This window comes from Micromonospora sp. NPDC005252 (assembly GCF_042872475.1).
GTDB lineage: Bacteria > Actinomycetota > Actinomycetes > Mycobacteriales > Micromonosporaceae > Micromonospora.
Genome location: NZ_JBIAKN010000015.1, coordinates 58,131 through 82,688 on the forward strand (window position 1 = coordinate 58,131; position 24,558 = coordinate 82,688).

Sequence of the window (24,558 nt, forward strand, 5' to 3'; positions counted from 1 at the left end):
TGGCCGATTGTGACTCCTGACGAGTACGTCGAGGCGGTGCTGGACCTGGTGGAGCGGATCCCGCAGGGTCGGGTGATGTCGTACGGCGGGGTCGCCGACGCCCTGGCCGAGCGCTCGGGCCGTTCCTCCGCGCGCCTGGTGGGTTCCATCATGGCCCGGCACGGCGGCTCGGTGCCCTGGCACCGGGTGGTGACCGCTGGTGGCCGGCTTCCACCGGGTCACGAGCGGGAGGCGCGGGCCCGGCTGCGGGCCGAGGGGGTCCCGTTGCGCGGCGAGGGCGTGGACATTTCGGTGGCCGGTTGGTCGCCGGATGAGGGGATGTGACCTGCCGCATAACGTGAGTAACATTCGGCCCCATGAACCAGCCGCCGGGCGCCGCCGGCCTGCCCGCCGTCGGCCCGGATGCGGCCAGCCTGCCCGCCGCCGGTCGGCTGCCCCGCCCGGTACACGCCGGGTACGCGCTCGGCTCGCTGGCCACCGGCGCGTTCGGCACGGTGCCCGGTCTGCTGCTGCTGCCGTACCTGACCGACACGCTCGGCGTGGCCGCCGGGCTCGCCGCCCTGCTGGTCCTGCTGCCCAAGGCATGGGACGTGCTGGTCAACCCGGTCGCCGGGCGGATTTCCGACCGCACCCGGTCGCGCTGGGGCGCACGCCGGCCGTACCTGCTCGTCGCCGGTCTCGCGCTCGCCGTGCTCTTCGCGGCCATCTTCGCCGCGCCGTTCGGCAACGGGCCGGCCGCCGCGGCGTACGTGGCGCTCGCCTTCCTCGCCACGGCCACCGCGTTCGCCTTCTTCCAGGTGCCGTACGTGGCGATGCCCGCCGAGATGACCGACGACTACGCCGAGCGCACGCGGCTGATGACCTGGCGGATCGCCGTGCTGGCGCTGACCATCCTGGTCTCCGGCGCGGTGGCCCCGCTGGTCGTGAGGGTCGGCGGCGACGGCGTGCCCGGGCACCGCTGGATGGGCCTGTTCGTGGCGGCGCTCATAGTCGTCGGCGCCCTCGGCGCGTTCCTCGGCACCCGGTCCGCGCCCGGTGGCGTGGTAGGCGCCAGCGAGCCGACACTGCGCGCCCAGCTCGCCGTGGCGGCCGCCAACCGGCCGTTCCGGGCGCTGCTGGTCTGCTTCGTGGTGCAGTCCGCCGGCGTGGCGACCATCCTCGCCGGGGTCAACTACTTCGCCGGGCAGATCCTGCGCGACGAGCAGAGTGGGCCGACCCTCCTCTTCGCCTGCTTCGTCGGGCCGGCGCTGCTGGTGATGCCGCTCTGGTCCCGCGTCGGCGCCCGGTTGGGCAAGCGGTCGGCCCTGGTCGCCGCCGGGCTGATCCTCGCCGCCGGGGCGCTCGCCCTGGTCGCCGCCCCGCTGCTGCCCCTGGTCGTCGTCTACCTGGTGGTCGCGGTCATCGGCGTCGGGTACGCCGGGCAGCAGGTGTTCGCGCTGGCCATGCTCCCGGACTGCATCGCGTACGACACGGCGCGGACCGGCCGCCGGCAGGCGGGCGTCTTCACCGGCCTGTGGACCGCCGGGGAGACCCTCGGCCTGGCCCTCGGCCCGGGCGTGTACGGGCTGGTGCTCCAGCTCTCCGGCTACGTCTCCTCCGACACCGGCACGGCTGCCGCCCAGTCCGACACGGCGCGACTGGGCGTTCTCCTCGGCTTCACGATCATCCCGGCCCTGTTGCTGGGCCCGCCGATCCTGCTCCTGCGCCGCTACACCCTGACCCCCGCCGTCCTGGCCTCCACGCGGGGCCAGCACACCACGGCGGTGGGCCGCATCGAGAAGGGCACGACGATTCCATGATCGACGAGAACACGGTCGGGGCGGGGGCGCTGTCCCGCGACGGGGTGGCCGCGGACGTCGCGCTGGCGGAGGTTCGACGGCTGCGCGCGGGCGACCGGCCCACCCACGGCGGGCGGCTGTTCGCGTACGTGTACGACCCGGCGGTGCCAGGGCTCGACGACCTCGCCGCCGCCGCGCACCGGGAGAGCGCGCACGTCAACGGGCTCGACCCGACCGCGTTCCCGTCCCTGCTGGCCATGGAGAACGCGCTCGTCGGCGCTGCCGGCCGGGTGCTCGGCGGCGGGCCGGGCACGACCGCACCCGACGTGGTCGGCAGCGTCACCAGCGGCGGCACCGAATCGCTGATCCTCGCCGTCAAGGCGGCCCGGGACGCCCACCCGGAGATCACCGCACCCCGGATCGTGGTGCCGGCGAGCGCCCACGCCGCGTTCGCCAAGGCGGCGCACTACCTGCGGGTGGCGCTGGACGTGGTGCCGGTCTCGGTGGACACTCTGCGCCCCGACCCGGCCGCGATGGCCGCCGCGATCCGCCCGGAGACGGTGCTTGTCGCCTGCTCCGCGCCCTCGTACGCGCACGGGGTGGTGGACCCGGTGGCCGAGATCGCCGCCGTGGCCGCCGACGCCGGGGTGCGCTGTCACGTCGACGCCTGCTTCGGCGGCTGGACCCTGCCGTACCTGCGTCGTCTCGGCGAGCCGGTGCCGGCGTTCGACTTCACGGTGCCCGGGGTCGCCTCCATCTCGGTCGACCTGCACAAGTACGCGTACGCGCCGAAGGGCGTGTCGGTGCTGCTGCACCGCGACGCCGCGGGACGCGCCCCGCAGTACTTCGCGTACGCGGACTGGCCGGGCTACACCATGATCAATCCGGTGATCGCGTCCACCCGCTCGGGCGGGCCGATCGCCGCCGCGTACGCCACCCTGCGGCACCTCGGCGACGCCGGCTACCTGCGACTGGCCGCCGTGACCCGGGACGCGGTCGCCGGCCTGGCCGACGCGGTCCGCGCCGTCGACGGTCTGCGGCTGCTGGCCGAGCCGGAGTCGACAGTGGTCTGCTTCACCGCCACCGAGGATGGACCCGACCTGTTCGTCCTGGTGGACGAGCTGACCGCGCGTGGCTGGCACACCCAGCCCCAGCTGTCGTACGCCGGTCTGCCGGCCAGCGTGCACCTCACGGTGACCGCCTCGGTCGCGCCCCGGGTGGCGGAGTTCGGCCCGGATCTCGCCGCCGCGGTGGCGGCGGCCCACGCGGCCGGCCCGGTGCGGCTGCCCGCCGAGTTGGCGTCCCTGGTTGGCGCCCTCACCCCCGAGGCGCTGACCCCGGAGGTGGTGGTCGGCCTGGCCGCCGGGCTCGGCCTGGGTGGCGGGGCCGACACAGGTGCGGCGGGGCCTCTGCCGGACCGGATGGCGCTGGTGAACACGCTGCTCGACGCCGCCCCGCCGGCGCTGCGCGAACGCCTGCTGGTCGAGTTCGTCGGTCTGCTGCAACGCCCCACCTGGGGTTCGGACGACTGAACGCCGGTGCCCCACCCCGATCGGGGTGGGGCAGCGGACGTCCCGCTCAGAGCACGCCGGGCAGTTCCACACGGTTGTCCTTGTCGTTGAGATCGCGCCACCGTCGGTCCTGAGCGTCGAAGTGCGTGACATGGAAGGCCCGTGTCATCGCGTCGGCGCCCGAACGGTCGGGCATCAGGTGCACGAAGGTGTAGCGCCGCGACTCACCGGCCGGCACCCCCGGCAGCAGGCACGAGTCGTTGTCGTCTGCTGCCGCCACCTTCGGGTCGCACCGGGACCAGTCGCCACCCGTCGGCTCACCCAGGTTGAAGCCGCGCAGCTCGACCTGTGCCGCATCGACCGGTCCCGCGTTCCTCACGGTGAAGACGGTGGTCAGCTTGCGGCCACCCGGGGCGTCGACAAGCGTGTGAGTCATGCTCAGCCGCAGGTCGGTGAGCCGCGGATCCTTGCCGAACTTCGTGGGACCGTCGGTCTGGGTGAACCGGCCCCCCGTGAACCGGTAGGTGCGCAGCTGTTCCTGCGGCCAGTAGGACGGGGTGTCGCAGCAGGGTTGCAGGTCGGCCACCCGCACCTGGACCGCACCGGCCGCGGTGACCTCCAGGCCGCGAATGTCCTCGACACCGTCGGTGGTCCGCACGACTCTGCCGAGCGTCACGATCCGCCCACTGTCGTCCCGGTCGAAGGCGACTACCTGCTTCGCCGACGCCTCGCCGTACCGGCAGGAGATGGCGGCGACAGTCTCCTCGGCGCCGTCCCCGTCCAGGTCGGCGTGGCTCACCTTCAGGTCGGTGAGCAGCGGAATGTAGTTGTTGATGGAGCTTGTCACCAGCCGCACCTTCGACGTGGTGCAGGTCGACGGCACGATCGGCGGCCAGGCCGGCAGGTCCAGGCGGGCAGCGAGCAGCTGCGTCCGGCTGATCCGGCCGTCCGGGGCGTCGGGGTCGGCCGTGGGTGTGGAATTCGGCGATTGGCTGACCGACGGTGTGGGCGGCGGCGGTGCCGTCGTCGGCGGGGACGTCGGGTCGACGGACTCGGCCGGGACCGGCGGCGTGCGGTCGCCTTTCAGCGCGGCGTTGGCGACGACCGGTGCCAGCACTAGGACGACCGCCGCCGCGGCGACGGCCACCACCCTCGTCTGCCGGCGCCGACGCAGGGTGCGTCGGGCCTGGTCGGGACCGGGACCGACGACCCGGGTGGTGACATCGGTGCGGTACGCGGTGAACCGCTCGCGCAGTCGCGGTTCGAGATCAGACATCGGACACCCCCTCGGTGTTCTCGTCCAGCAGTCCGGCAAGGGCGGCCCGGCCGCGGTGCAGCCAGGACTTGACGGTGCCCTCGGCCACCCCTTCCTGAAGAGCGATCTGATTGACCGACAGGTCGGCCAGGTAGTGCAGGATGACGGCCCGCCGGTGGTTGGCGGGCAGTTGCGCGAGCGCCGCGTCGATGGCCACCCGGTCCGGTGTCGGGCCGTCCACCTCGGCCTCGGTGCGCCGCTGGCGCAGAAGGTGGTTGCGGGCCGTGCGCAGCCGACGCCAGCGGCTGCGGGCCAGGTTCCAGGCGACCCGGCGAACCCAGGCCACCGGATCGTCGTACCGGACCAGGCGGTCCCAGCGCGCCAGCGCCCGGCAGAACGCCTCTTGGGCCAGATCCTGAGCGTGGCCCAGATCCCCCGTGTACGCGCACAGTTGGGCGGTCACGCTCCGGAAGTGCGCGTGGTAGAAGTCGTCGAAGGTGATCGCCGCCGCGTTCAGCCCTGCGGCCGTCAACGCCGCCGGTGGTTCGTTGGCGCGGGCTCCCATCGTTGCTGTCACTGCCCCTCCCCGTTGGCGCCGGGGCCGGTGCCCTGGCGCCGGTAACACTTCAGTGCGGCGTACGAGGTTGCGGCCCGAACGGCCGCGAATCTGACAGTCGGCACGAGGGACGCGACGGTTGGCACGCCGACACGGCCGCGCTCGGTGAGCGCGGCCGTGTCCCGTCCCGGTCGGGTCGGCTCAACGGTAGGTGATCACCACCGTGTTGTCCGGGTCGTAGACCTCCTGCACGAAGTCGAAGCTCGCGTCCATCGGGCGGCCGTCCACGTCGGCCTTCCCCGTGCCGACCGTGGTGCCGGCGGCGACCCGGAAGCCCAGCGTGAGCCGGACCTCCTTGCCGGCCCCGAGCTGGTTCAGGTCGCAGGTCAGCGGATCCCGGGTCTTCTCCGGGTCGTTGCGGCAGGCCGCCCAGCCGTCCCCGTCAGGGCGGACCGCCGCCGGTAGGCCGAGCCGCAGGGCCACGTAGGCGGCGGGTCCGCCGCCCCCGTTGCGGATGCGTACGGTGATCGTGCCGGTCCGGGAGCCGTCCGGCGCGTCGGCCAGCACGAGGTTCGTGGCGCTGACCACGAGGTTGACGTCGTGCGGGTTCGGCCCGAAGCTCGTCGGCCCGGAGACCTGCGCGAAGGACCCGCCCTTGAAGCGGTAGCCCCGCCACTGTCGCTGTGACCACTCACCGGGCCAGCCACCACCGGGCGCGATGTCGCCGACCTGCACCCGCACGGTGCCGTCGTCCACCACGTCGAGGGCGAACAACCACTGCGGCTTGTCGATGCTCGTCGTGACCACCCGGCCCAGTGTGACGATCTTGCCCTGCTGGTCGCGGTCGAAGGCGACCACCTGCATGGGTCCGCCGGAGCCGAGCACGCACTGCACCAGCGCCACCGCCTCCACCGTGCCGTCCCCGTCGACGTCCCCCTGGTCGAGCGCCAGCAGCCAGTTGACGCCCTCACGGTCGTCACCGCTGAGCCGGACGCCCGACGTGGGGCATCCCCGCCCGGCTCGCCACGCGGGCAGGGTCACCGCCGCGCCGAGCAGTTGGGCCCGGCTGATCTTCCCGCTCGGGGCGGTGGAGGTCGGGCTGCCGCTCGTGACGGACGGGCCGGGGGTCGGGCTCGCCGTGCCGCTCGGCGTGGGCGACGCGGAGATGGTCGGCGTGGGGTCGACCGGGCCCGGCTCGCGATCCGGGCCGCTCATCGCCGCGTACCCGACGGCGGCCCCGCCGAACAGCGCGAGCACCGTCGCGGTGGTGGTGGCCAGCCGGCGACGGCCGCGCCCGGTTGCCGTCCGCCGCACGGCGGCGGGCCCGGGCACCTCGACCTCCGCCAGCACGGTACGGCGGTAGTGGGTGAACTCGTCGGCGAGGCCGAGGATCTCCTGCTCAGACATCTCGCACCTCCTCGTTGGTGTCGCGCAGGTGCGTCGCGAGGGCCGCCCGTCCCCGGTGCAGCCAGGACTTGACGGTCCCCTCGGCGACCCGTTCCTGGGCGGCGATCTCGGCGACCGTCAGGTCGGCGAGGTAGTGCAGCACGACAGCCCGTCGCTGCTTCGGCGGCAGCTTGGCCAGCGCGGTGTCGAGGGCGACCCGGTCCGGGCTCGGCTCGGCGACGTGTGTCTCGCGTTGCCGCAGCAGCCAGGCCTGCGCGGTCCGCAACCGTCGCCAGCGGTTGTGGCCGAGGTTCCAGGCGACCCGGCGCACCCAGGCCAGCGGATCGTCGTACCGGGCGAGCCGGCCCCAGTGGGTGTACGCCCGGCAGAAGGCCTCCTGAACCAGGTCCTGCGCCTGCCCACGATCACCGGTGTACGCCGTGAGCTGCACCACCAGCGATCGGAAGTGGGCGTGGTAGAAGTCGTCGAAGGCCAGTTCGGCAGTCGCGGGGATGGGGCTTCCCGGCGGGTCGGGGGGCGGTCCGCCCACCCGTACTTCTCTCGTCACAAGCACTCGTCCTCCCCGTGGTGGGCGCAGGCGGCGTGTTCGCCAGCACCGGTCACACACTCGGCCGCGCCCGCCGGTTGCGGTCGAACCGGTGGGGTTGCCTGTCCGGTCCGTGACAAGCGGCTGTGATTCACTGTGGGATGAGGAGAGGGGACGTCCGTGCAGCTACCGGCAGTGCTCGGTGAGCCGATCCGGTTCGTGCTGAACTGGGGGCGCCGCTACTCGCTCTGGGTGTTCAACTTCGGCCTGGCCTGCTGCGCGATCGAGTTCATCGCCACCAGCATGGGTCGGCACGACTTCATCCGGCTGGGTGTGATTCCGTTCGCCCACGGCCCCCGGCAGGCCGATCTCATGGTGGTCTCCGGCACCGTGACCGACAAGATGGCCCCGGCCATCAAGCGGCTCTACGACCAGATGCCCGAGCCGAAGTACGTCATCTCGTTCGGCGCGTGCTCCAACTGCGGCGGCCCCTACTGGGACTCGTACTCGGTGACCAAGGGCGTCGACCAGCTCATCCCCGTCGACGTCTACGTGCCCGGCTGCCCGCCGCGCCCAGAGGCGCTGCTGCACGGCATCCTGCGCCTGCAGGAGAAGATCGCCGCCGAACAGTCCGGCATCGGCGGAGTGCCGCAGCGGGATCTGCTCGCCGCGCCGCTGGACGCCCCGCCCCGCGAGGCCGCCGCCCCGCGCTCCGTCGACTCCCTCACCGCCCCGCCGGTCCGCCCACCCGCCGCACACTGACGAACGGCCCGCCGTGCGGAGGGGACCGCTCGATTGCTCGACGTGGGGGCTGGTCGGGCCCGGTTAACCTGCGCTCATGAGCAATTCCGTGGACCAGCGGTCCGCCCACATCATCGACGTGCTCACCGAGGAGTTCGGCGCGTCGATGGCAATCGACCCGGCGGCCTTCCGCCGCAAGTTCCGCAAGATGGCCGCGTCGCCGTTCGCCTTCTACCGGGGCAGCGCCGCGCTGTTCTACGCCGACCAGCGTGGCGACTTCGCCGACGACCGTTTCCTCGACGAGCGGACCGGCCGGGTGTGGATCCACGGCGACCTGCACGCGGAGAACTTCGGCACCTACATGAACGCCTCCGGGCAGTTGGTGTTCAACGTCAACGACTTCGACGAGGCGTACGTCGGGCCGTTCACCTGGGACCTGCGCCGGCTCGCGGCCAGCGTGGCGCTGCTCGGCTACAGCAAGGCCCTCTCCGACACGGTGATCGGTGAACTGGTGGCCGGCTTCGCCCGCTCCTACCTGACCGAGCTGCGGGCGATCGCCGCCGGCGGAGACGACGCCATCGGCTCGATCACCCTGGAGAACGCCGACGGGGTGCTGCGTCGGGTGCTCCAGCAGGCCCGCCTCAACACGCGGGTCGACCTGCTCGCCGAGCAGACCACCGTCGACAACTACGAGCGGCGGTTCTCCATCGGAGACGGGGTCTTCGAGGTCGACGGGAAGACCCGGGACCGGGTTCTCGCCGCCTTCGAGGAGTACCTGGGGACTCTGCCGACCGCCTCGGCCCGGCTGCGCCCGGTGGCGACGCGGATCAAGGACGTGGTGCTGCGCAAGGGAGTCGGCATCGGTTCGGCCGGCCTGCCGTCGTACAACCTGCTGCTGGAGGGGCACACGCAGGCGCTGGAGAACGACGTCGTGATCTACATGAAGCAGGCGCAGGTCCCGGCGGTGGCCCGCTACTCGACCGACGACTCGGTACGCGGCTACTTCCAGCACCAGGGTCACCGGACCGCCGAGTCGCAGCGGGCGTTGCAGGCGCACGCCGACCCGTGGCTGGGCTTCACCGAGCTGGACGGCGCCGGTCAGCTCGTCGCCGAGGTCTCCCCGTACGCGGCCGACCTGGACTGGTCCGACGTCAACGAGCCGGACGAGCTGACCGGGGTGCTTGCCGACCTTGGCCGGGCGGTGGCCCGGATGCACTCGGTCGCCGACGACGAGTCCAGTCACGACCTGGTGGACTACTCCACCGAGGAGGCGATCGTCGCCGCCGTGGACACCGACGAGTCGGGCTTCGTCACCCACCTGGTGGACTTCGCGCACGCGTACGGGGTGCGTGCCCGTCAGGATCACCAGCTCTTCGTGGACCTGTTCCGCAACGGCCGGCTACCCGGCATCTGACGTCGCCGGGCCGCCGGTCAGGAGGCGAACTCCAGCACCACCTTGATGTCGTCCGGCCCGGAGGTGTACGCGTCGGCGTACCTGTTCACCGGGACCCGTCGGGTGATCAGTGAGGAGAGCCAGACCTGGTCGGCGCGGGTGAGTGCCTGCGCGGCCATGGTCCAGTGTCGCCGGTTGGCGTTCACCGAGCCGAACACCACGTTGTTCTCCAGCACCAGCGCCCGGTTGAGCGCCCCGGCGTCGAAGTCGATGCTCCGGCCGCCGCTGGACACCCCCGCCAGGCAGACGATGCCGGTCGGCGCCGCCTTGCACATGACGTCGAGGACGACCGTGGGCGCGCCGGTGCACTCGATCACCACGTCCGGCTCGAAGGGCAGGTCGTTGACCGGCACCGCGTGGTAGGTGGCGCCGAGCCCGGCGACCAGTTCCGGCTTGGGGCCGTCGGTGGCCCGGTCCAAAACGTGGACGGTGAGCCCGCGCTGGGTGCCGAGCAGCGCGGCCAGCAGCCCGATCGGCCCGGCGCCGGTCACCAGGACCGTGTGCGGCTGCCACTCGGCCCGGTGGCCGATCCGCTCGATGTGGTCCCACGCCTTGGCCACCACGCTGGTCGGCTCCAACAGCACGCCGACCTGGGCCAGCGCCGGATCCAGCTTGACCGCGAACTGGGGCTCGATCCGCCAGCGGTCCCGGGCGAACCCGGGTAGCGCCTTGATGCCGTGCTCGGTGAACTGACCGTTGCGGCACATGTCCCACTCGCCGACCGCGCAGTTGGGACAGGGCACCGGGTCGGGATGCCGGACGATGCCGGCCACCAGGTCGCCGGGTTGCAGGGCGCCGCTCGGGTCCTCCAGCACCCGGCCCAGCGACTCGTGCCCGATGACCAGGCGGTCCGCGCCCGGCGGCGCCTCGCCGTACTCCCCGGCGATGATCTCGTGGTCGGTGCCGCAGATTCCCACGGCCAGTGCCTCGACCAGGACCGCGCCTTCCTCGGGCGCCGGCTCCGGCTGATCCTCGGCGAGGCTCAGCGAGTTGGCGACCCCGGGTTTCACAGTGACAGCGCGCACGCCCTCATCTTTCCCCGCCGACTGGCCCGCTGCCCAGTAAAGCGGGCAGATCACCGGGGATCGGTCGTGGACCGCGGGCCGGGTCGGCACCCGGCCGACGCCCTAGGATCAGCGGCATGACTGAGGAAGAGGTCGGCGCTCGGCTGGTCGCGCTGCTCGCGCCGGTCGAGGCGACCCCGTCGGTCTCCGGCGGGCAGCGGTTCGCCCGGGCCACCGTCGACGTACCCCCGACGAGTTGGTCGGCCGCCGTCCGCGCGGCCCGCGACGACAGCGAGCTGGCCTGCGACTTCTTCGACTGGCTCTCCGCCGTCGATGAGTTGGCCGAGGGCTTCGACGTGGTGGCGCACCTCTGGTCGACGCGGTTGCGACACGGCGTGCTGCTACGCACGCGGGTGCCCCGCGACGCGCCCTCGGTGGCCTCGGTGGTCGACGTCTACCCGGGTGCCGCCTGGCACGAGCGGGAGACCCACGAGATGTTCGGCATCGACTTCGACGGCCACGGGGAGCTGCGACCGCTGCTGCTGCCCCCGGAGTTCGAGGGCCACCCGCTGCGCAAGGAGTTCGTGCTCGCCTCCCGCGTGGCGAAGCCCTGGCCGGGCGCGAAGGAGCCGGGCGAGTCGGAGGCCGGCGGTGGCCGTCGACCGATCCGCCCGCCGGGCGTGCCCGCTCCGGGCGAGTGGGGAACGACGCCGACTCCGGCCGGCGCGGGTGGCGTGGGGGAGGGTCCACGCGGCGGCACCCCGGCCCGACCAGCTGGCGAGCGACCCGCACGGCCGGCGCCGGGGACCCGTCCGGCGCGTACTCCCCGGGCCGCCGGCCCCGCCGACGACCCGGCACCGGCCGCCCAGCCCGCGCCCGGCGCAGGCTCGGCCGATCAGCCGGTGTCCGGCGCGGGTCCGGCCGCGTCGGGCGGCGAGGCGGTCGCGGACCCGCCGGGCCGCGACGACCGGACCGACCACGACGGGGGTACGGCCTGATGCCGCTCTGGGTGGAGCTGGTGCTCCGGGTGGGCGGCGTGCTCGTCGCGTTCCTCACCCTGCCACTGCTCGTCGGCCAGGCCGAGCACAAGGTGATGGCGCACATGCAGGGCCGCCTCGGCCCGATGTACGCGGGTGGCTTCCACGGTTGGGCGCAACTCGTGGCGGACGGCGTCAAGTTCGTGCAGAAGGAGGACATCACCCCGCGCGAGGCGGACCGGGCGGTGTTCCGGCTGGCGCCCGCGGTGGCCCTGGTGCCGTACCTGCTGGTGCTGCTGGTCATTCCGCTCGGCCCGAACGACCTGGTCGGGCAACCGTTGGACATCGGCCTGTTCTTCGTGCTGGCCGTGGTCGGCGTCGGGGTGGTGGCGGTGCTCATGTCGGCGTGGGCGTCGGCCAACAAGTACAGCCTGCTCGGTGGGCTGCGCGGGGCCGCCCAGTTGCTCGGCTACGAGCTGCCGTTGGTGCTGGCCGCCGCCTCGGTGGCGATGGCGGCCGGCACGCTCAGCCTGTCCGGCATCGTCGAGGCGTGGCAGCCGTGGTGGCTGCTCTGGCAGGCGCCCGCGATGATCATCTTCTTCGTCGCCGGGCTGGCCGAGATCCGCCGGCCGCCATTCGACATGCCGGTGGCCGACTCGGAGCTGGTCTTCGGGTACATGACCGAGTACACGGGGCTGCGGTTCGCGTTCTTCCTGCTCGCCGAGTACGTCGGCATCGTGGTGATCGCCGCGCTGACCACGGTGCTGTTCCTCGGTGGCTGGCAGGGCCCGTTCGCCGACGAGCACCTGGGCTGGCTGTGGACACTGCTCAAGGTCTTCGCCGTGGCCTTCGTGATCATCTGGCTGCGGGTGTCCTACCCCCGGCTGCGCGAGGACCAGCTCCAACGCCTCTGCTGGCTGGTCCTGGTGCCCGCCTCCCTGGCGCAGTTGGTCCTCACCGCAGCAGTCCGCGTCGCCCTCTAACCCCGCCCCCTCCCGCCCCGCCGGAAGGGTGTGGGTCAGCGCAGCGGGGTGTGGGCCGGGTCTACGGGCTCGGCCGGGGGCGGGGGTGGGGTGCCGTCGCCGAAGGGGCGGCCACCCAGAGCTTCCCGGCCGTGCGGGGTGACCCAGTTGGACAGGTCGGGGCCGAGCGGCACGATTCCGGTCGGGTTGATGTCGCGGTGCACCTGGTAGTAGTGCCGCTTGATGTGGTCGAAGTCGATGGTGTCGCCGAACCCGGGGGTCTGGAACAGGTCCCGGGCGTACGCCCACAGCACCGGCATCTCGCTCAGCTTCTGCCGGTTGCACTTGAAGTGGCCGTGGTAGACCGGGTCGAAGCGGACCAGCGTGGTGAACAGCCGCACGTCGGCCTCGGTGATGGTGTCGCCCACCAGGTACCGCTGGTCGGTCAGCCGCTCGGTCAACCAGTCCAGCCGGTCGAACAGGCGGTGGTACGCCTTGTCGTACGCCTCCTGGCTGCCCGCGAAGCCGCACCGGTAGACGCCGTTGTTGACGTCGCGGAACACCACACTGTTGACCTCGTCGATCTGCTCCCGCAGGTGCTCGGGGTAGAGCTGGGGTGCGCCCTCTCGGTGGTACGCCCTCCACTCGGTGGACAGGTCCAGGCTCATCTGCGCGTAGTCGTTGGTCACCACCTGCCCGGTCGGCACGTCGACCATCGCTGGCACGGTGATGCCGCGCTCGTAGTCGGGGAAGCGCGCAAAGAACGCCTCCTGGAGGCGCTCGATGCCGAGCACCGGGTCCCGCCCACCCGGGTCGAGGTCGAAGGTCCAGCTCCGGGCGTCGTGGGTCGGGCCGGCCACCGCCATCGAGATGGCGTCCTCCAGGCCGAGCAGCCGTCGCACGATGATCAGGCGGTTGGCCCACGGGCAGGCTCGGCTGACCACCAGCCGGTACCGGCCCGGCTCGACCGGGTAGCCGTCCCGCCCGTCCGCGGTGATCCGGGTGGCGATGTACCGCTGGTCCCGGGTGAACTCGCCACCCGGCTCGACGTACTTCCCGCCTGTCTCCGCCACGTCGCTCCTACCTCCCGGTCCGGTTGCCGTCTCCACCCCATCTTCGCCGATTCGCGGCGGGCCGGGGCGGCGCGGCGAACCTGGCCTGCGGGCCAGACGCCGAGCTTCGCCCGCGGACGGCCCCACCACCCCCACGCCCTTTGCTCTGCTTCACTCACGGCAACATTCGATGGCCGAGAGTGTTGCGTCCGTTGAAGCAGAGCAAAGGGCGAGCCAAACACCTGTGGCCCCCGCTCACCGGTAGCTGGCCGGCTACCCTGCCGGCATGACGGATGTGGAGGTGGCGGCCCGGCGCTTCATCGCCGACGTGTGGAACGCCCGCCGGGAGGAGTCGGCCCACGAGTTGATCGCCGAGGAGTGCCCCGGGCTGGGCGGCACCGGGCCGGAGGCGACGCTGGCCTGGCACCGCGAGCGCCGAGCGGCCTTCCCGGACCTGCGTTACAAGATCGTCGACGTGGTCGCCGCCGGTGAGCGGGTGGCTGTGCACTGGCGGGCGGCCGGCACCCAGCTGGGGCAGTTCGGGCCGGTGCCGCCGACCGGCCAGGTGGTCAGCTACTCCGGGGCGACGTTCCTGCGCTTCGACACGGCCGGCCGGATCGTCGAGGTGTGGAGCTGCAACGAACTGTTCCAGCTCCTCCAACAGCTCGGCGTCGAGATGCTCCCGCCGACCGTCGTCAGCGGACCCGGGGCGTGATCCGGCTGATCGACAGGTTGATCGGGAAGGGCTCGCCGGTGTCGACGAACTTCGTCCACCGCCCGGTCTCGGTGTAGACCTCGTTCACGGCGTCGATCCGGTAGGTCACGACCTCCAACCCGCCACCCTCGGTCTCGATCCGCCAGTAGAAGGGGATGTCGGCCTGGGCGTACAGCGCCGGCTTCAGCACCCGGTCGATCGAGCGGGTGTTCGGCGAGACGATCTCGATGGCGACGACCACCTCGTGCGGCTCGTACCTCGACGGCTCGCGCGCCGCCGCGGCGGCCGTGGTGATCAGCACGTCGGGGATGAACGATCGGGTGCGGTTGATCCGCACCTCGACCGCCTGCGTCACGTCGTAGCCGTCGGGGCAGTCCTCGTCGAGCGCGGCCATCAGTCTGCCGGCGATGGTCTGGTGGGTGCGGGTGGGGGAGGGGGACATCAGCAGCATTCCATCGAGCAGTTCCCGGCGGCGGCCGTCCTCGGGCAGCGCATCCAGATCGTCAGTCGTCCATCCGCTCTCGGGCGGGTAGTCGCTCTGCAGCGCGGCGGTCATGAGCGGGTCCTTTCCGGTGCGTCGTTCGCCCCGCGACGACCGTACCGCCGTGGACCTGTGGGTGGTGGTCGCGCGCGCCGGGGCCACAGGGCAGGATGGTCCACATGACCGACCCCAGCGAGCACGGCGACCCGGCGGGCGGCGCCACCGAGCGCGGCCTGCCCGGCGCGGGCCTGGTCAAGGGGCTGGCGGTCACCCTCAAGACGATGACCAGCCGCTCGACCACGCAGCAGTACCCGGACGTCGCCCCCGAGCTGCCGCCGCGCTCGCGCGGAGTGATCGCGCTGTCGGAGGAGAACTGCACGGTCTGCATGCTCTGCGCCCGCGAGTGCCCGGACTGGTGCATCTACATCGACTCCCACAAGGAGGAGGTGGCGGTGCCCGGCGCCGCCCGCCCCCGCCAGCGCAACGTGCTGGACAAGTTCGACATCGACTTCTCGCTCTGCATGTACTGCGGCATCTGCATCGAGGTCTGCCCGTTCGACGCGCTCTACTGGTCTCCGGAGTTCGAGTACGCCGAGTACGACATCAAGGACCTGCTGCACGACAAGGACCACCTCGGTCAGTGGATGGCCACGGTTCCACCGCCGCCGGCGCACGACCCGAACGGCGAGCCGGCCAAGGAGGAGACCGCGGCGGCCCGCAAGGCCGCGCGTTCGGTCCCACCGGCGGTACGTCCCGACGCCGACCCGGGTCCCGCGTCGTGACCGCCCGCGTCGTGACGGCACAGGTCCTGACGGCACACGTCGTGACGGGCCGCGTTGTGACGCGGCCAGGCGCGGCCCGACCCGGCGGAAGGGCGGCCCGGTGACCGGCGCGGATCTGCTGCTGCTCGCCCTGGGCGCGGTCGCGGTGGGCGCCGGCGTGCTGGTGGTGACCACGAAGCACCTGGTCCGGGCCGGGCTCTACCTGGTGGTCTGCCTGGGCGCGTTGGCCGGCGACTATCTGGTGCTCGGCGCCGAGCTGGTCGCCTGGGTGCAGGTGCTGATCTATGTGGGCGCGGTGGTGGTGCTGCTGTTGTTCGCGGTGATGCTGACGCGGGCCCCGATCGGGGCCTCCGACGATCTGGACCGGCCCGGCTGGCCCGCCGCGCTGATCGGCGGCGGCGCCGGCCTGGGGCTGAGCGTCCTGCTGGTCGACGCGTACCGCTGGAGCACCGTCACGATGCCCGGCGCGGGCACGGCCGAGCGGCTGGGCGAGCAGATCTTCCGGTCCTGGGTGCTGCCGTTCGAGGTGCTCTCCGTCCTGCTGCTGTCCGCCCTGGTGGGCGCGGTGGTGCTGTCCCGGCCCGACATCGGCCGGCGCGACGACGCCGAGGCGCCGGCGAGGAGCATGGCCTCCGGGGGGCGCCGGTGAGGCCCGTCATCCCGTACGTCACCGCCGCGTTGCTGTTCGGCCTCGGCGTGTACGGCGTGCTGCGCCGACGCAACGCCGTGCTGGTGCTGATGGCGGTCGAGTTGATGCTCAACGCGGTGAACCTCGTCCTCGTCACAGCGGACACCACCGTCCGCGCGGCGCTGCCGCACTCCGGTCAGGTCTTCGCGCTGTTCGTCATCGTGCTCGCCGCCGCGGAGATCGGGGTGGGGCTGGCGATCGTCCTTCAGCTCTATCGCCTGCGGGCCACCGTGGCGGTTGATGACGTGGCGTTGACCGAGCCGCCGGTGCCCGCGCGGGCCGTCGGCCAGAACGCGGAGGCGGGTCGGTGACCGGGCTGCTCGGGGCGGTGCTGCCCGCCGTACCGCTGGTCGCCGGCCTGCTCGGTCTGCTGCTGCCGCCGGCCCCGCGTCACCCGGGCGGAGCGGCCGGGGGTGACCGGGCCCGGACGGCCGCCGTGACGATCGGCGTGGCCGGCGCGGTCGGCGCGCTGGCGTTGGCCGTCGCCCTGCTGGTGGCGGTCGACGGTCCGACCCAGACGTCGACGACCTGGGTCGACATCGGCGGGCTGAGGGTGACCCTCGGCGTACGCCTGGACGGCGCCGCCGCGCTGGTCGCCGTCGCGGTCACCGCGGTGGCCCTGGCCGTGCAGGTCTACTCGATCGGCTATCTGCGGCGCGGCCCCCACGACGACGTCGACGTCGACCACCGCTACCCGCCGTACGCCGCCCAGATCAGCCTCTTCACCGGTGCGATGCTGCTGGTGGTGGTCTCCGGCGATCTGATCATGCTGCTGGTCGGCTGGGAGGTGATGGGCCTCTGCTCGTACCTGCTCATCGCCCACGACCGCCGGCTCGCGGGCGCACCGGCCGCCGCGATGAAGGCGTTCCTGGTGACCCGGGTCGGTGATGTCGGCTTCCTGCTCGGCATCGTGCTGCTCGGCGTGTCGACGGGCAGCTTCCGGATCGCCGACGTGCTCGCGCACGACCACTCCGGCGTGACGCTGACCGCCGCCGGCCTGTTGCTGCTGGCCGGGGTGGCCGGCAAGAGCGCGCAGTTCCCGCTGCACACCTGGCTGCCGGACGCGATGGCCGGCCCGACGCCGATCTCCGCGCTGATCCACGCCGCGACGATGGTGGCCGCCGGGGTGTACGCGGTGACCCGCCTCTACCCGCTGTTCACGGCCGCTCCGGTCACGTTGACCGTGCTCGGGGTGCTCGGCGCGATCACCCTGCTGCTCGGGGCGCTCGCCGCCACCGCTCAGGACGACATCAAGCGGGTGCTGGCCTGGTCGACCGTGTCGCAGCTCGGTTACATGACCGGCGCGCTGGCCGTCGGCTCACCGTCGGCGGCGCTGTTCCACCTGCTCACCCACGCCGCGTTCAAGGCGCTGCTGTTCCTCGCCGCCGGCGCGGTGATCCACGCCGTGGGCACCACGCTGATGTCGGAGATGGGTGGTCTGCGCCGCAGCATGCCGGTGACGTTCTGGTGCACCGTGATCGGCCTCGGGGCCCTCGCCGGTGTGCCGCCGCTGGCCGGCTTCTGGAGCAAGGACGGCGTGTTGACGGTCGCCGAGTCGGCCGCGCTGGAGGGCACCGGGCCGGCGCCGTCGTGGGTGGGTTGGCTGGTCTGGCTGGCCGGGTTGCTCGGTGTGGCGATCACCGCCTGGTACGCGGGCCGGCTGCTGCTGCGGGCCTTCTTCGGCGAGCCCCGGCTGCCGCTGGTCACGCCGCACGATCCTCCGGCGGTGCTGCGGTGGCCGGTACTGCTGTTGGCCGTGCCGGCCGCGCTGCTCGGCCTGGCCGGGTTCGTGGGCGTGTTCGCCGACCGGCTGCGGTTCGCCACCGTGCCGGTCGCCGGTGCGGAGGACGGCCTGGTCCACGTCGGGCCGGCGCTGCTGCTGCCGCTGGCTCTGCTGGCGGTCGGCGCGGGGTTGGTGTGGGTGCGCTGGCAGCGGGACAGGGCCGCCGACCCGGCGACCGCGCTGGGTCCGCTGCGGCCGGTCTTCGCCCGCGCGTTCCGGCTCGACGACGTCCAGCACGCCCTTGTCGTACGCCCCGTTCGGGCGCTGGCCCGCCTCGCGCGCAGCGGCGACGAGGTGGTGGTCGACGGGGCCGTCGAGGGCAGCGGCCGGGCTGCCTCCGGCCTGGGCGCCGGGCTCGCCGCGCTGCACCGGGCGGCGTTGCCCCGAGCCGCCGCTGGTGTGCTGGCCGGCGCCCTGCTGATCGGCCTGGCCGCCGCCATGCTGGGAGCGATCCGGTGAGTGCGAGGAGTGAGCCGGGTTTGCGAGCCCCGCAGTCGCGAACAGAGGCGATCCGATGACGCTTGGGCAGGTTCTGCTTGTCGCCGTGCTGGTGGTGCCGGCGGTGGGCGCGGTCGCGGTGGCGGCGACTCCACGGGACCGGGCCGCACGGATCGTCGGGACGGTCGCGGCGGCGCTGACCCTGCTGGCCGCCGTACCGCTGGTGTTCGGTGGGCGGGGGTGGTTCGCCTGGTCGGCCGGTACGCCTGCGGTGCGCCCCTGGCACCAGGTGGACCTGCCCTGGGTGCCCGGCCTGGATCTGCGCTTCCACCTCGGCGTCGACGGCATCTCCTGGCCGCTGGTGGTGCTGACCGCGCTGCTCACCCTGCTCTGCTGCGCGTACACGGTGTGGCGGGTGCCCGGCGGCGGCAGCGGCCGGGCGTTGGTGGCCCTGCTGCTGGTGGTCGAGGTGGGCATCCTCGGCACGTTCCTCGCCCTGGACCTGGTGCTGTTCTTCCTCTTCTTCGAGGTCGTCCTGCTGCCGATGTACGCGATCATCGCCGGCTGGGGTGGCGCGGACCGGCGGCGGGCGGCCAGCAAGTTCGCGCTCTACACCCTCTTCGGGTCGGTGCTGCTGCTGGTCGGCGTGTACGTCGTGGTCGCCGCGGCGGGCACCGCCGACGTGGTCGCGCTGACCGGTGGGGGCGGGCTGTCCCGGGGCACCCAGTTGGCCGCGTTCACGTTGCTCGCGCTCGCGTTCGCGGTGAAGAGTCCACTCTGGCCGCTGCACTCCTGGCTGCCCGACGCGCACACGCAGGCCCCGACGGTGGGCAGCGTCGTGCTGGCGGGCGTACTGCTCAAGATGGGCACGTACGGGCTGATCCGGGTGGCGGTGGGGGTGGCGCCCGAGGGCGCCCGCTGGGCCGCGCCGGTGCTCGGCGTGCTGGCGGTCGCCGCGATCCTGGTCGGTTCGCTTGTCTGCCTGGCCCAGGCTGAGGTGAAGCGGCTCATCGCGTACTCCAGCGTGGGGCACATGGGCTTCGTCCTGCTGGGCGTCGCCACGCTGACCGCCACAGGCATCCAGGCGGCCCTGATCGGCAACGTCGCGCACGGCGTGATCACCGGCCTGCTGTTCTTCCTCGCGGGCGCCGTGAAGGACCGTACCGGCACGGGTGCGCTCGCCGAGCTGTCCGGGCTGCGGGAGACCGCGCCCCGGCTGGCGGGTCTGCTGGCGTTCGCGGCGATCGCGTCGCTCGGCCTGCCCGGGTTGGCCGGCTTCTGGGGGGAGGCGTTCGCGGTGGTCGCGGCGATCCAGGTGGGCGGCCCGCTGTGGATCACCCTCGGGGTGCTGGCGGCGGTCGGTGGCGCGCTCACGGCCGCGTACTTCCTGCGGTTGTTGCGCCAGGTCACCCACGGCCGGCCGAGCCCCGCGGTGGGCCGGGTCGGCTTCGGTCTGGCCGGCGCGGAGCTGACCGCGTGGGCGCCGCTGGTGCTGCTCGCGCTGGCCATCGGCCTGGTCCCGGCGCTGGTCCTCGGCGTCGCCGAGGCGCCCGTCGACGCCCTGATCGGGGTGGTCTCCCGATGAGCGCCGCACAGCGGGTGGATGCGAACGAGGGCAGGCCCGAATGAGCGCCGTGCAGAGTGTGGACAGCGTGGCGTTGCTGCCGGCGTACCTGGCGGCCGGCACCGCCGTACTCGTGCTGATCATCGATCTTGTCCTGGCGCGGCCTCGGGTCACGGTCGCGGTGGCCGCGCTCGGCGCGCTCGGTACCGCCGTCGGCGCCGCCGTGGTCGGTGCGGGCGGCGAGCGGCGGACGTTCTGCGTCGGCGCCGACTGCTCCTGGGTCTTCGGCGGGCGGGCGGCCCTGGTCGCCGCGGTGGTGGCGCTGCTCACCCTGGGTGTGCTCGGGCTGTCGGTGCCGGCGCTGCGGGCCGGGCGGTCACCGGTGGGGGAGTACGCCTTCCTGCTCGCCTGCTCGATGACCGGCGGTGTGGTGCTCGGCGCGGCCGGCGACCTGATCACCCTGATCGTGGCCCTGGAGACGCTGACCCTGCCGCTGTACGTGCTGGTCGGCCTGCGCCGGGGCAGCCTGGCCAGCGCCGAGGCGGCGGTGACGTTCTTCGTCGTGAGCGTGGTGGCCACCACGATCACCCTGCTCGGCGCCGCGCTGCTGTACGCGGTGACCGGGTCGCTGCACCTGGACCGGCTCGGTGCCCTGCTGGCCGAGCGGTCGGAGCTGCGCGACCTGCCGCTGACCACCGCCGCCGTGGCGCTGCTGCTGCTCGGGCTGGCCTTCAAGGTGGCGGCGGTGCCGTTCCACGCCTGGGCGCCGGCCACCTACGACGGCGCTCCGCTGCCGGTGGCCGCCTACCTGTCGACGGCGTCGAAGCTGGGTGGCCTCGTCGCGTTGCTGGCCGTGGTGCAGCGGGCGCTGCCGGCGGACCAGACCGGCCCGGTGCTCGCCCTGCTGGCGGTGCTCACGATGACCGTCGGCAACCTGGTGGCGCTGCGCCAGCGGCGTACCGTCCGGCTGCTCGCCTGGTCCTCGGTGGCGCAGGCCGGCTACATCCTGGCCCCGCTGGGTGCGTTGGCGCTGGCCGCCGGCCGCACGGGCGAGGCGCGGTCCGCCGCGTACGCCGCCGCGGTGGCGTACGCCGTCTTCTTCGTGGTGTTGGAGCTGGCCGCGTTCGCCGGGGTGACCGCGCTGCGCCCGGTGGGTGCGGACGGCGGCACGCTTGACGACCTGCGCGGGGCGGCCCGCCGGCACCCGTGGCGGGGCGCGGCGCTCGGTCTCGCGCTTGTGGGTCTGGCCGGGCTGCCGCCGGGCCTGGCCGGGCTGTTCGCGAAGGTGACGGTGGTCCGGTCGCTGCTGGACGGCGGCGCGGCCTGGCTGGCGCTGGTGGTGGCGCTGAACGCGGTGATCGGATTGGCGTACTACCTGCGGGTCACGGCCGCGCTATGGGTGCCGACGGCGACACCGGGTGCCGCGGCACCGGCCGCACCGCTGGGGGGTGTGGTGGCGGCGGTGCTGGCGGTGGCCACGGTGGCCGCGGTGGTGCTGGGCTTCGCCCCGCAGCTGGTGCTGGATCTGGCCGCCCGCTGACCTGCGACCCCAATCTCAGTGAGTTCTCAGCGTTGAGACGGATGGTTGACGGGTACCGGGTTGTTGAACCGGTCAGCGGATCCCGGCGATCCGTGCACCGAAGGAGAGATCGTGCACCACAACCGTCTGAAGACCGCCGCGCTGCTCGGTCTGCTCACCGCCCTGATCCTCGCGGTGGGCTACTGGTTCGGCGGCAGTGGCGGCCTGGTCATCGCCGTCCTCATCTCACTGGTCATGAACGGCATTTCCTACTTCTACTCGGACAAGCTCGCACTGCGCTCGATGCGGGCGCAACCGGTCAGCGAGGCGCAGTTCCCCGAGCTGTACCGGATGGTGCGCGAACTCGCGACCGAAGCCCGGCAGCCCATGCCGCGCCTGTACGTCAGCCCGACCGCTCAGCCCAACGCGTTCGCCACCGGGCGTAACCCGCAGCACGCGGCGGTCTGCGTGACCCAGGGCATCACCGAGATCCTGGATTACCGGGAGCTGCGGGGTGTGATCGGGCACGAGCTGTCCCACGTCTACAACCGGGACATCCTGATCTCCAGCGTGGCGGCCGGTCTGGCCGGCATCATCACCTTCCTGGCCAACATCGCCTGGTTCATCCCGCTGGGCGGTGGGGACGACGAGGATTCGCCCAACCCGGCAGTCCTGCTGCTGACCCTGATCCTCGGCCCGATCGCGGCCACGGTGATCCAGCTGGCGATCAGCCGCAGCCGTGAGTTCCAGGCCGACCAGTCGGGCGCCGAGCTGAGTCGCGACCCGCTGGCCCTGGCCAGCGCCCTGCGCAAGATCGACGCCGTGGCCCGGCAACGCCCGCTGCCCGCCCAGGGCACGCTCACCAGCACCGCCCACCTGATGATCGCCAACCCGTTCTCCGGTGGCGCGGTGGCCGCGCTCTTCTCCACCCACCCCAAGATGGAGGACCGGGTCGCCCGGCTGGAGCGGATGGCCGCCAACTCGGGGCCCGTGCAGTTCCAGCGCTGATCTTTCCTGCACTCCGCCCGCACCCGCTCGCCTCCGGTGCGGGCGGAGTGCTGTGTCGGGGCCGATATCCGGTACTGCCCGCCCGACCGGCGGCGTTAGGGTCATAACCGCTCACGCTCATTACATGCTCGGAGGTTCACGTGGCCGCGCTGCGTCAGTACCTGGGTGTCTGGCGGATCCCCGGTGCGCCGATCCTGCTGGTCACCGGCATCATCGGGCGACTCGGAATCGGCATGACGCCGCTGGCGCTACTGCTGGTGGTCGAGCAGGTGACCGGCCGGTACGCGCTGGCTGCCGTTGCCGGCGGCATCTACGCCGTCGCCGGCGCCGCGCTCAGCCCGGTGGCCGGGCGGATCGCCGACCGGGTCGGCCCGAGCCCGGTGCTGCTCGTCACCGCCGTGGCCCACCCGCTGGCGCTCATCGGACTGCTGCTGGCCAGCCGTTCGGGCGACGACGCCCTCGCCGCCATCTACCTGACGGCCGGCGTCGCCGGTGCGACGTACCCGCCGCTCACCGCCGCCATCCGCGGCGCCTGGAACGAGCTGACCAGCCCCGCCTCCGGCCGGTACGCCCTGCGCAACACCGCCCTGGCCGCGGAGACCTCACTGTTCGAGATCGTGTTCGTGCTCGGCCCGCTGCTCGTGGCCGGCTTCGTGCTGGTCGCCGACGCGGTCGCCGCGCTCATCGGGGCAGCGGTCGTCACCCTGGTGGGCACCACCGCCGTCGCCCTCGGTCGCGTGATGCGCGGGTGGCGTCCGCACCCGCGCGAACACCACGCCCGTGGGCTCGGCCCGTTGCGGGTCGGCGGCTTTCCGGCCCTGCTGGTCTGCGTAGCCGGGCTGGGCATCGCCTTCGGCGCCGCCGGTGTGATCGTTCCGGCGTACGCCGGCAACGCCACCACCGACGATCCGGAGAGCCTGGCCGGGCTGCTGCTGGCGGTCTGGGGAGTCGGCAGCGCGATCGGCGGCTTCTGGTTCGGAGTGCGCCGGCCGGCACCGAACATGACCCGCCAGTTCGCCCTGCTGCTCGCCGCGCTGGCCGGCACCTTCGTGGTGTTCGCGGTGATGCCCACGCCACTGGCGCTGGGCGTGGCGCTGATCGTCGGTGGGGCCACCATCGCGCCGGCGCTGACCCTGGAGAACACCCTGGTCGGCCGGATCGCCCCGGCCGGCATGCTGAACGAGGCGTACACCTGGGTGGTCACGGTGGCCGTGGCGGCGAGCGCCGCCGGCGGCTCGGTGGCCGGCCTGATCGTGGATCACGCCGGGGGCGTGCCGTGGGCCTTCGTCTTCGCCGGGGTGGCGGTGGCCGTCGGGGCCGCGGTCGCCGCGCTGCCCGCCGGGCCCATCGCCCGGGCAGAAGCCTCGGCGGTACGCGCCGAAGAGCCCGTCCCCGTCTGATCCCTCACCGGCCGGCTCGGTCCGGCCAGGCCCCGCGCCTTGATCGACTCGGGTTCCTGCAAGTCGCGGTGTCCCGTTGACGAGGACGCCCCGACATCCAGAAACCCGAGTCGATCTCAGTGGACGTGCCCCCGATGGCTTCTGCCGCCGTGCGGCGTCCATCAGAATGGGCATCGACGAGGGGGGAACCATGGCCAAGCTGCTCTACTCCGCGACCGCGTCGCTCGACGGCTACATCGCAGGCCCCGACGGGGACATGTCCTGGCTGACCGAACACCTCACGATCGACAACCCGACCGCGGACCGCGTCCTGGCCAACGTCGGCGCGATCCTGGCCGGCAACCGCACCTTCGGCGGCGACGACCCCAACCGAGGGACCGAGAAAGAGGGCGCGTTCGGCGGCCGGTACCACGGACCGGTGTTCGTGCTGACCCACCAGCCGCCGGCCGAGCCCCCGGACGGCATCACGTTCGTCGGCGACCTGCACACCGCTGTCGAGCAGGCCAAGGCGGCGGCCGGCGACACATACGTGAACGTCCTCGGCGCCGACATCGCCCGGCAGTGCGTCCGGGCCGGCCTGCTCGACGAGATCCTGATCTTCTTCGCTCCGGTGCTGCTCGGAGACGGGGTGCGCATGTTCGACGACCCGGGCGGCGCACGGGTTCGGCTGACGCCCATCCCGGGCGAGACCACGCACTGGTACAGCGTGGGGTGAACCGCTCGGCAACCGTGGCGCCGGCACTCCACGCCTGCGGGTGCCGGCCCGGCTGCTCGTGCCGCTAGTGCCGTGACCACGAACGTTCACGGTGTTGGGTGACACGCCGTCCGGCCTATCGGCCGGGCGGCGCCGCAGCGGTCAGGCTGTGGCGGTGGCAGATCTTGTACGCGTGCGGCGGCTGAGTGATCAGGAAGGTCAGCAGCTGCTCAGAATCACCCGCCGGGGAACCGGTTCACCGAT

The 24,558-nt window shown here is 72.9% G+C and carries 23 protein-coding genes and 1 pseudogene; 17 read left to right on the top strand and 7 right to left on the bottom strand.

What is annotated here, in order from left to right; translation table 11 throughout:
* Nucleotides 1-9: 9 nt before the first annotated feature.
* From ACFYPH_RS28125 to ACFYPH_RS28135, 3 genes are read left to right on the top strand one after another with little or no spacing between them, the layout of a single operon-like run.
* On the top strand, nucleotides 10-324 hold the full coding sequence (locus tag ACFYPH_RS28125; RefSeq protein ID WP_354854381.1) for an MGMT family protein: 315 nt from the start codon (nucleotides 10-12) through the stop codon (nucleotides 322-324).
* Between the two features lie 32 nt (nucleotides 325-356).
* Complete coding sequence (locus ACFYPH_RS28130) at nucleotides 357-1,799, top strand: MFS transporter (protein WP_355135475.1); 1,443 nt, start codon at nucleotides 357-359, stop codon at nucleotides 1,797-1,799.
* Nucleotides 1,796-3,310 carry an aminotransferase class V-fold PLP-dependent enzyme gene (locus ACFYPH_RS28135; RefSeq protein ID WP_355135473.1) on the top strand — a complete coding sequence of 505 codons (1,515 nt, stop codon included), beginning with the start codon at nucleotides 1,796-1,798 and terminating at the stop codon, nucleotides 3,308-3,310. The genes ACFYPH_RS28130 and ACFYPH_RS28135 overlap by 4 nt, the downstream gene beginning before the upstream one ends.
* Before the next feature lie 46 nt (nucleotides 3,311-3,356).
* Here ACFYPH_RS28135 and ACFYPH_RS28140 read toward each other — a convergent pair whose 3' ends face one another.
* From ACFYPH_RS28140 to ACFYPH_RS28155, 4 genes are all read right to left on the bottom strand, one after another.
* Nucleotides 3,357-4,565, bottom strand: coding sequence for a hypothetical protein (locus tag ACFYPH_RS28140; protein ID WP_354854375.1), 1,209 nt, complete (start codon nucleotides 4,563-4,565; stop codon nucleotides 3,357-3,359).
* On the bottom strand, nucleotides 4,558-5,121 hold the full coding sequence (locus ACFYPH_RS28145) for a SigE family RNA polymerase sigma factor (protein WP_354854373.1): 564 nt from the start codon (nucleotides 5,119-5,121) through the stop codon (nucleotides 4,558-4,560). The genes ACFYPH_RS28140 and ACFYPH_RS28145 overlap by 8 nt, the downstream gene beginning before the upstream one ends.
* 180 nt (nucleotides 5,122-5,301) lie before the next feature.
* A complete protein-coding gene (locus ACFYPH_RS28150; protein WP_355067710.1) occupies nucleotides 5,302-6,507 on the bottom strand; it encodes a hypothetical protein in 1,206 nt (401 codons plus the stop codon).
* Nucleotides 6,500-7,036: a SigE family RNA polymerase sigma factor gene (locus ACFYPH_RS28155; RefSeq protein WP_354854369.1), complete on the bottom strand. Its 537-nt coding sequence runs from the start codon at nucleotides 7,034-7,036 to the stop codon at nucleotides 6,500-6,502. Before ACFYPH_RS28155 ends, ACFYPH_RS28150 begins: the two co-directional genes overlap by 8 nt.
* Before the next feature lie 177 nt (nucleotides 7,037-7,213).
* Between ACFYPH_RS28155 and ACFYPH_RS28160 the strand changes: the two genes are divergently transcribed.
* Together ACFYPH_RS28160 and ACFYPH_RS28165 are read left to right on the top strand one after the other, a co-directional pair.
* A complete protein-coding gene (locus tag ACFYPH_RS28160; protein ID WP_354854368.1) occupies nucleotides 7,214-7,795 on the top strand; it encodes an NADH-quinone oxidoreductase subunit B family protein in 582 nt (193 codons plus the stop codon).
* A gap of 76 nt (nucleotides 7,796-7,871) precedes the next feature.
* The gene (locus ACFYPH_RS28165; protein WP_354854367.1) at nucleotides 7,872-9,188 is read left to right on the top strand and encodes a DUF2252 domain-containing protein; all 1,317 of its coding nucleotides are present in this window, start codon (nucleotides 7,872-7,874) and stop codon (nucleotides 9,186-9,188) included.
* A 17-nt stretch (nucleotides 9,189-9,205) separates the two neighbouring features.
* On the opposite strand, the gene ACFYPH_RS28170 is transcribed toward ACFYPH_RS28165, so the two are convergent.
* Entirely contained in the window at nucleotides 9,206-10,252 is a 1,047-nt protein-coding gene (locus ACFYPH_RS28170; protein WP_355067709.1) for a glucose 1-dehydrogenase, read from the bottom strand.
* 116 nt (nucleotides 10,253-10,368) lie between these two features.
* On the opposite strand from ACFYPH_RS28170, the pseudogene ACFYPH_RS28175 reads away from it, so the two are divergent.
* Both ACFYPH_RS28175 and ACFYPH_RS28180 read left to right on the top strand, forming a co-directional pair.
* Nucleotides 10,369-10,995: pseudogene (locus tag ACFYPH_RS28175) on the top strand (NADH-quinone oxidoreductase subunit C); the annotation flags it as partial.
* A 233-nt stretch (nucleotides 10,996-11,228) separates the two neighbouring features.
* A complete protein-coding gene (locus ACFYPH_RS28180) occupies nucleotides 11,229-12,191 on the top strand; it encodes a complex I subunit 1 family protein (protein ID WP_355135471.1) in 963 nt (320 codons plus the stop codon).
* Between the two features lie 35 nt (nucleotides 12,192-12,226).
* On the opposite strand, the gene ACFYPH_RS28185 is transcribed toward ACFYPH_RS28180, so the two are convergent.
* A complete protein-coding gene (locus tag ACFYPH_RS28185; protein WP_387185996.1) occupies nucleotides 12,227-13,243 on the bottom strand; it encodes a glutathione S-transferase family protein in 1,017 nt (338 codons plus the stop codon).
* Nucleotides 13,244-13,508: 265 nt separating this feature from the next.
* Here ACFYPH_RS28185 and ACFYPH_RS28190 point away from each other — a divergent pair, with 265 nt between their 5' ends.
* Nucleotides 13,509-13,937 (top strand): ester cyclase, encoded by a 429-nt coding sequence (locus ACFYPH_RS28190; protein ID WP_355067705.1) that lies wholly within the window; start codon nucleotides 13,509-13,511, stop codon nucleotides 13,935-13,937.
* Here the strand turns inward: ACFYPH_RS28190 and ACFYPH_RS28195 are convergent.
* The gene (locus ACFYPH_RS28195; RefSeq protein ID WP_355067703.1) at nucleotides 13,918-14,493 is read right to left on the bottom strand and encodes a Uma2 family endonuclease; all 576 of its coding nucleotides are present in this window, start codon (nucleotides 14,491-14,493) and stop codon (nucleotides 13,918-13,920) included. The genes ACFYPH_RS28190 and ACFYPH_RS28195 overlap by 20 nt on opposite strands.
* Nucleotides 14,494-14,588: 95 nt before the next feature.
* Between ACFYPH_RS28195 and ACFYPH_RS28200 the strand changes: the two genes are divergently transcribed.
* The 9 genes from ACFYPH_RS28200 (at nucleotide 14,589) to ACFYPH_RS28240 (ending at nucleotide 24,315) form a co-directional block, all read left to right on the top strand.
* Entirely contained in the window at nucleotides 14,589-15,200 is a 612-nt protein-coding gene (locus ACFYPH_RS28200; RefSeq protein WP_354854356.1) for an NADH-quinone oxidoreductase subunit I, read from the top strand.
* Between the two features lie 100 nt (nucleotides 15,201-15,300).
* Entirely contained in the window at nucleotides 15,301-15,849 is a 549-nt protein-coding gene (locus tag ACFYPH_RS28205) for an NADH-quinone oxidoreductase subunit J (RefSeq protein ID WP_363937671.1), read from the top strand.
* Complete coding sequence (nuoK, locus tag ACFYPH_RS28210; RefSeq protein ID WP_355067702.1) at nucleotides 15,846-16,199, top strand: NADH-quinone oxidoreductase subunit NuoK; 354 nt, start codon at nucleotides 15,846-15,848, stop codon at nucleotides 16,197-16,199. The genes ACFYPH_RS28205 and nuoK overlap by 4 nt, the downstream gene beginning before the upstream one ends.
* Nucleotides 16,196-18,130: an NADH-quinone oxidoreductase subunit L gene (locus ACFYPH_RS28215; protein WP_387186002.1), complete on the top strand. Its 1,935-nt coding sequence runs from the start codon at nucleotides 16,196-16,198 to the stop codon at nucleotides 18,128-18,130. The genes nuoK and ACFYPH_RS28215 overlap by 4 nt, the downstream gene beginning before the upstream one ends.
* A 55-nt stretch (nucleotides 18,131-18,185) precedes the next feature.
* Nucleotides 18,186-19,694 (top strand): NuoM family protein, encoded by a 1,509-nt coding sequence (locus tag ACFYPH_RS28220; RefSeq protein ID WP_387186005.1) that lies wholly within the window; start codon nucleotides 18,186-18,188, stop codon nucleotides 19,692-19,694.
* Nucleotides 19,695-19,734: 40 nt separating this feature from the next.
* Complete coding sequence (locus ACFYPH_RS28225) at nucleotides 19,735-21,213, top strand: NADH-quinone oxidoreductase subunit N (protein ID WP_387186008.1); 1,479 nt, start codon at nucleotides 19,735-19,737, stop codon at nucleotides 21,211-21,213.
* A gap of 111 nt (nucleotides 21,214-21,324) precedes the next feature.
* Nucleotides 21,325-22,200 (top strand): zinc metalloprotease HtpX, encoded by an 876-nt coding sequence (htpX, locus tag ACFYPH_RS28230; RefSeq protein WP_354854345.1) that lies wholly within the window; start codon nucleotides 21,325-21,327, stop codon nucleotides 22,198-22,200.
* 140 nt (nucleotides 22,201-22,340) lie between these two features.
* Nucleotides 22,341-23,600, top strand: coding sequence for an MFS transporter (locus tag ACFYPH_RS28235; protein WP_387186011.1), 1,260 nt, complete (start codon nucleotides 22,341-22,343; stop codon nucleotides 23,598-23,600).
* A 190-nt stretch (nucleotides 23,601-23,790) separates the two neighbouring features.
* Nucleotides 23,791-24,315 carry a dihydrofolate reductase family protein gene (locus tag ACFYPH_RS28240; protein ID WP_354854341.1) on the top strand — a complete coding sequence of 175 codons (525 nt, stop codon included), beginning with the start codon at nucleotides 23,791-23,793 and terminating at the stop codon, nucleotides 24,313-24,315.
* Nucleotides 24,316-24,558: the final 243 nt, after the last annotated feature.

Excerpts from the sequence above, each read along its gene's own strand:
- ACFYPH_RS28130 (WP_355135475.1), top strand. The coding sequence starts at position 357 with ATGAACCAGCCGCCGGGCGCCGCCGGCCTGCCCGCCGTCGGCCCGGAT.
- ACFYPH_RS28135 (WP_355135473.1), top strand. The coding sequence starts at position 1,796 with ATGATCGACGAGAACACGGTCGGGGCGGGGGCGCTGTCCCGCGACGGG.
- ACFYPH_RS28140 (WP_354854375.1), bottom strand. The coding sequence starts at position 4,565 with ATGTCTGATCTCGAACCGCGACTGCGCGAGCGGTTCACCGCGTACCGC.
- ACFYPH_RS28150 (WP_355067710.1), bottom strand. The coding sequence starts at position 6,507 with ATGTCTGAGCAGGAGATCCTCGGCCTCGCCGACGAGTTCACCCACTAC.
- ACFYPH_RS28165 (WP_354854367.1), top strand. The coding sequence starts at position 7,872 with ATGAGCAATTCCGTGGACCAGCGGTCCGCCCACATCATCGACGTGCTC.
- ACFYPH_RS28180 (WP_355135471.1), top strand. The coding sequence starts at position 11,229 with ATGCCGCTCTGGGTGGAGCTGGTGCTCCGGGTGGGCGGCGTGCTCGTC.
- ACFYPH_RS28190 (WP_355067705.1), top strand. The coding sequence starts at position 13,509 with ATGACGGATGTGGAGGTGGCGGCCCGGCGCTTCATCGCCGACGTGTGG.
- ACFYPH_RS28195 (WP_355067703.1), bottom strand. The coding sequence starts at position 14,493 with ATGACCGCCGCGCTGCAGAGCGACTACCCGCCCGAGAGCGGATGGACG.
- ACFYPH_RS28200 (WP_354854356.1), top strand. The coding sequence starts at position 14,589 with ATGGTCCACATGACCGACCCCAGCGAGCACGGCGACCCGGCGGGCGGC.
- ACFYPH_RS28220 (WP_387186005.1), top strand. The coding sequence starts at position 18,186 with ATGACGCTTGGGCAGGTTCTGCTTGTCGCCGTGCTGGTGGTGCCGGCG.
- ACFYPH_RS28225 (WP_387186008.1), top strand. The coding sequence starts at position 19,735 with ATGAGCGCCGTGCAGAGTGTGGACAGCGTGGCGTTGCTGCCGGCGTAC.
- ACFYPH_RS28240 (WP_354854341.1), top strand. The coding sequence starts at position 23,791 with ATGGCCAAGCTGCTCTACTCCGCGACCGCGTCGCTCGACGGCTACATC.